The 3,314-nt window shown below is 68.9% G+C and carries 2 protein-coding genes; one reads left to right on the top strand and one right to left on the bottom strand.

What is annotated here, in order from left to right; genetic code table 11:
* Window positions 1–1,112, top strand: a 1,112-nt coding sequence (locus D7Y15_RS42875; protein ID WP_368667433.1) for an RCC1 domain-containing protein, incomplete at its 5' end; no start/stop codon positions are given.
* 131 nt (window positions 1,113–1,243) lie between these two features.
* Here D7Y15_RS42875 and D7Y15_RS44510 read toward each other — a convergent pair.
* Window positions 1,244–1,729: a hypothetical protein gene (locus D7Y15_RS44510; protein WP_148713035.1), complete on the bottom strand. Its 486-nt coding sequence runs from the start codon at window positions 1,727–1,729 to the stop codon at window positions 1,244–1,246.
* Window positions 1,730–3,314 lie beyond the last annotated feature (1,585 nt).

Raw genomic sequence — 3,314 nt, 5'->3', positions numbered from 1 at the left:
GGGGGGGGACGCTCACAGTCCATGTGGGCCCACCCACCGCAGGACGCTTCCCTCCGGAGGTGGTGGAAGCCTTCCAGTCCATCGCTTCGGTGCCCGCGGGTGGCGCCACCGTCGTCTTCCGGGTGAAGGCCCGGGATGCGCAAGGCAGCGCCCTCAGCTTCATCTGGTCCACCAGCATCGGCACGCTGGGCACCGCCACCAACGCCGCCACCACCAGCGAAGTCCTCTGGACGGCGCCGGCGTGCGTGCCCTCGGGCACCCCGCCCACTGTGACGGCCACCGTCACCAATACCCTCGGCCTCTCCGCCAGCTTCGCCTTCGCCCTTCAGGGCGGCACGGCGTGCGCGGTGAGCAGCGTGGCTCGTGTCGCCGCAGGCGGCGATTTCTCGCTGTTGCTGAAGCAGGACGGCACCGTTTGGGGCTGGGGCTACAACAGCGAAGGCGAACTCGGCGACGGGACGAGGACGAGCCGCCTCAAGCCTGTGCAGGTCCTGGGATTGACGGGCGTCAAGGCCCTCGCCGCTGGCGACTTCCACACGCACGCCGTGAAGCAGGACGGCACCGTCTGGGCCTGGGGCCGCAACGAGTACGGCCAGCTCGGCGACGGGACGACGACGGACCGCCTCCGGCCGGTGCAGGTGCCGGGATTGACGGGCGTCACGGCCCTCGCCACTGGCAGCAGCAACCACACGCTCGCCTTGAAGCAGGACGGCACCCTCTGGGGCTGGGGCGACAACGGCTTCGGCGCGCTCGGCGACGGGACGACGACGGACCGCCTCACGCCCGTGCAGGTGCCGGGAATGACGGGCGTCACGGCCCTCGCCACTGGCCCCTTCCACACGCTCGCCTTGAAGCAGGACGGCACCGTCTGGGCCTGGGGCAACAACGCCGACGGCGAGCTCGGCGACGGGACGACGACGGACCGCCTCACGCCCGTGCAGGTGCCGGGGATGACGGGCGTCACGGCCCTCGCCGCTGGCGCCTTCCACACGCTCGCCTTGAAGCAGGATGGCACCGTCTGGGCCTGGGGGGATAACTTCGTCGGCGGGCTCGGCGACGGGACAACGACCGACCGCCTCACGCCCGTCCAAGTGCAAGGCTTGAGTCTCTGACGATGTGCTGGGCGCTTGCGTTTAGCAGGCGCCCAGCATGTTGCAGACGTCTGCGCGCAAGGGCACCGTCCTGTGGCCTTGCGGCCATTCTGTTTCAAACTCAAGGACGGCCGTCCACAGACGAGCGGGCGTCAGAATCCGCAGGTGTGGAAGTTGCCGGACGCTGAGTACTGGCACTGCGCGGGATTGCTGCACAGCGAGCCGCACTGGTTGTTGCGCCCGGGGATGGAGCAGGTGCTGCAGAAGCACGTCGTCTGGTGGCCGAAGGACGTGACGAAGGTGGAGCAGAAGCCCGTGGAGGAGCCCGTCGCCACGGTGCAGTTGCTGGCGATGAGAACCCCTTCGCTCGTCGCGCACGTGAAGTGGACGCGGGGCGTCGCAGCGCTGGCACCGGAGGCCGTGGCGCAGACGCCGTTGGCGTCGATGCTGCCGCAGGTGCAGGCCCCGTTGCCCGCCGAGTCGAGCCGCTTACACCGGCCTGGGCCGCACTCTATGGTGACGATGCCCTCCTGGGCGTCGCACCGCACCCAGGTGTCCCCAGAGCAGTAGCCGTACTGGCTGACGCCCTCGCAGGCACCGCCGACGCGGACGCAGCCGTCGTGCGCCTGGTTGGGCACGTAGCCTGGCGCACACGCACAGGAGTCGCCTGCGGCGCTGCAGGTGGCGTTGGTGGGGCAGGTGCCGCAGACGCCACCACACCCGTCCGGGCCGCACGTCTTGCCGTTGCACTGGGGGACGCAGACGCAGTTGCCGCCGCTGCACGTGGTGCCGCTCCGACATGTCCCGCACGTGCCACCGCAGCCATCCGGTCCGCAGGACCTGCTGGCGCAGGAAGGTGTGCAGGTGGAGCCACCTCCATCACGAGCCGATGCGCCCCCATCCTGAATGGGCATGCCGCTGTCCATCTGGCTCGCACCGCCGTCCGAGGATCCTCCGTCTTGCGAGACAGGAGGCCGCGCGGGCGGACTCTCGTCCAGGTCATCGGACGGGCCGCATCGCAAGGCTGTCACGGCAACGAGGAGGAGGGCGAAGCGGGGCAGGAAAAAGGGAGGGCGCGGGTTCAAGGACGTGTCCTGTGTGTAGCCGGGGCCTGAAGGCTTCCGGCTCCAGCTGGGCGGGAACTCTGGCTCACAGCACGAGGCATGCCTCGGTGTGCTGCGGTTCCACTGGGAGCCGCCACCGCCCAGGCCGCCGCAGTGTCTGCGGGCGCGGACGGGCCTCTATCGCGTAGGACGGCCTTGCCAGCAGGGCTTGTCTGTTCCTCAGCGGCCGTTGCGCATGGCGGCTCGGCGCGCCTCATCGCGGGCAGCCTGCCTGCGTGCCTCGTCCCTCGCTGCCTGTCTTCTGGCCTCCTCGCGAGCTGCATCACGGCGGGCTTCTTCGCGGGCTGCTTCACGCCGGGCTTCTGCTCGCCGCTCATCCTGCCGTCGTTCTTCCTCCCGTCGCTGCCGGTGCTCTTCCTCCTTCTGCTTGACCTCCTTCCCCCAGTGCACCTCGCGCCAGATGGCAGCTTCTCCCTTTTCGTGGCTGGTTCGCGTCGGAGAGGTGGCGCTCTGCGGCGCCTCGTCACGAGTCTTGGTTCGCTGGTTGGCCCTGGTGGTGGGGGAGGGGTGGCACTGCCCTGAATCGCACGACAAGCCGGCGCAGCACTCACTGCCCGTCGTGCACTGCGAGGCGCTGCCACCGCAGGCACGCGGGGCAGCAATGACTGGAAGGACGCACGCACCTTGACTGCAGGTGAGCCCGCTGCAGCACGGTGTGGATCCGTTGCAGGTGACATCCTGTCCTGCGCATTCGACGCGAGGGGTGCAGATGCCGATGGACAGCCTTGCCTGTGAATCCTTCGGTAGGCAGGCGTAGCCTGGGCAGCACTCCTCTTGCGCCATGCATAGTGCACCGCCTCGCGCGCAGAAGTTCTGCACTGTACGAGCAACTCGGCAATAGCCGTCAGAAGAGCAGACGTTGGCGGAGAAGCAGCAGTCCGCGCTGGTCCTGCAAGGCCCATCGCTCTTGCTGCAAGTGGAACTCCCAGCCAACGCGACGGCGGGGAGAAATGCCGCGACGAGCGAGAGGACGTAACTCCTCGCCCGCCCCCGTCGTGACGGGAGGAGGATGACGTGCGGAGGTGAGCGCTCGATTCGAAGCAGGAGGAGCGCGTGGGCATGGAGTCGAAGGAGCTGGCAGCGAAGCTGAAGCAGGAGG

Source organism: Corallococcus sp. AB030, from assembly GCF_003668965.1.
Classification (GTDB): Bacteria; Myxococcota; Myxococcia; order Myxococcales; family Myxococcaceae; genus Corallococcus; species Corallococcus exiguus.
The sequence above is the reverse complement of the archived record's forward strand: the minus strand, read 5'-3'. Positions and strand labels throughout refer to the sequence as shown.